The sequence below is a fragment of the Streptomyces sp. HSW2009 genome (genome assembly GCF_040240285.1).
GTDB lineage: Bacteria > Actinomycetota > Actinomycetes > Streptomycetales > Streptomycetaceae > Streptomyces.
Genome location: NZ_JBEHZD010000868.1, coordinates 1 through 2,136 on the forward strand (window position 1 = coordinate 1; position 2,136 = coordinate 2,136).

General features: G+C 77.0%; 1 protein-coding gene and 2 pseudogenes. All 3 read right to left on the reverse strand.

Annotated features, from left to right (window positions below):
• Positions 1–355 (reverse strand): NAD(P)H-hydrate epimerase (locus AAHZ94_RS33060; RefSeq protein WP_349997398.1); only part of this gene is annotated, 355 nt, incomplete at its 3' end.
• A gap of 406 nt (positions 356–761) precedes the next feature.
• Positions 762–1,127: pseudogene (locus tag AAHZ94_RS33065) on the reverse strand (holo-ACP synthase); the annotation flags it as partial.
• A 159-nt stretch (positions 1,128–1,286) separates the two neighbouring features.
• Positions 1,287–2,036: pseudogene (locus tag AAHZ94_RS33070) on the reverse strand (glutamine--fructose-6-phosphate aminotransferase); the annotation flags it as partial.
• Between the last annotated feature and the right edge of the window lie 100 nt (positions 2,037–2,136).

Consider the following 2,136-nt stretch of genomic DNA (forward strand, 5'->3'; position numbering starts at 1 on the left):
ACCGGCCGCCCGCGGCGCGCAGCGCGGTGAGGCCGCCGGCGTGGGCGCGGTCCGGGGCCAGGAGTACGGCCGTGACGGCGGCACCGCGGCGGGCCAGCCCGGCGCCCGCGTACAGAGCGTCGCCGCCGTTGTCGCCGCTGCCGATCAGCAGCACGACGCGGGCGCCCGACACCCGGCCGGGGCGCCGGGGCGCGGTGCCCGTACGGCCGGGGCCCGGGCCCGCACCGCCGAGCAGTCGCGCGCAGGCCGCGGCCAGGCCGGTCGCCGCCCGCTGCATGAGCGTTCCGTCCGGCAGCCGGGCCATCAACTCCCGCTCGGCGGCCCGTACTGTCTCCACGCCGTACGCAGTTCTCATGCGACCAGTCTGCCGCGCGGGCCTCGCGGGTGCGCGGAACTGTGGGTGTGCACCTCGCCGGCGCCCGGCCCGGTGGGCGTGGCCCTGAGGACGACTGGGCCCGCCCCTGCCCGGCCCGGGGGGCTCGTAGCCCTGTGGACGCGTGGCCCGCGGGTGCGCGGATGCGGCGTCAGCTTGCGCGTACGCGGCTGCGTACGGGCCCCGGCCGGAGCCCGGCTCAAGCGCTGGGCTCAAGCGCCGGACTCAAACACCCAGCTCAAACACCCAGCTCAGGCACCGGGCTCAGGCACCGGGTCGCCTGCGGCTACGCCCCCTCGTTCAACTCCCGCTCCCGGTCCTGCTCCGGCTCCGCCGGCCAAGCATGGTCCTCGTACGGGGGTGTCGCCTCGTCCGTCGTCGGGGTCTCGCCCTCGGCGATCACCACGGCCGACGCCACGCCCGCGTCGTGGCTGAGGGAGACGTGCCAGGAGCGGACGCCGAGTTCGGCCGCGCGGGCGGCGACCGTGCCGCGCACCCGCAGTCGGGGCTGGCCGCTGGGCAGGGTCCAGATTTCGGCGTCCGTCCAGCGCAGGCCGGTCGGCGCGCCGAGCGCCTTCGCGATCGCCTCCTTCGCCGCGAACCTGGCCGCCAGCGAGGCGACGCCCCGGCGTTCGCCGCTGGGCAGCCACAACTCCCGCTCCACGAAGACCCGTTCGGCCAGCGCGGGGGTGCGCTCCAGAGCCGCGCCGAACCGGTCGATCGCGGCGACGTCGATCCCCACCCCGATGATCATGCGCTGACCCCTTCCGTACCGCTTCCGCACTGCGGCTGCACCGATAGGGCCCGACCGCGTCGAGCCGGGACCATTGTTCCCCCTGTTCGCCTTGTTGCAGCAGGGGGCTCAGCCGGCTTCCACCCGGAGATGGCCTCGCCCCGAGTGGACGGCCCGTCAGCCGCCCGTCGCCGCCGGCGCCGCGTCCCCGTCGACCCGGTACGTACGGGCCGGCGCCGGTACGCCGTCGAAGCCGGTGACCGCGATGCCCTCCCGGCGCACCTCCACCACCTGGTCGGGGCCGATGGCAACGGCCTCGTCGGTGTGGTCGGTGAACGCGGCGGGCTCGGAGGCGAGGAAGTGCTCGCCGGTGCCGACGCCGACCACGAGCGGCGCGCCGTGGCAGCCGCCGACCAGCACGTCGGGCTCGTCGGCCACCACCGCGACCAGCGCGAACGTGCCGGTGAGCCGCCCGCACACCTGCCGCATCGCCTCGGCCAGGTCGCCGGTGGAGGAGAACGCCTCGGCGAGCAGGTGCGCGACCAGTTCGGTGTCGGTGTCGGACGCGAGGCGGTGGCCGCACGCGGCGAGTTCGGCGCGGAGCGGGTCGGCGTTCTCGACGGTGCCGTTGTGCACGACCGCGACCCGGCCCGCGTCGTCCAGGTGCGGGTGGGCGTTGGCGTCGGTGGGCGCGCCGTGGGTGGCCCGGCGGGTGTGGCCGATGGCGGTGGTGCCGGTGGGCAGCGGCCGGGCGGCCAGCTCCCGGTCCAGGTCGGCGAGGTCGCCGGCCTTCTTCGCGGCGGCGAGCCCGCCGTCGGCGAGCACCGCGACCCCCGCCGAGTCGTAGTCGCGGTGCGCGAGGCGCCGCAGTCCGGCCGTTACGACGTCGAGGGCGGACCGCCCTCCCACATAGCCAACGATTGCGCACATGCAGGCAGGGTACGCGCGGGCGCACGCCCCGCCGGCTGAGCCGACCAGGCCCGTGGCTGCCCCGCCGGCCGGGCCGACCGGGCCCGCGGACGCCCCGGCC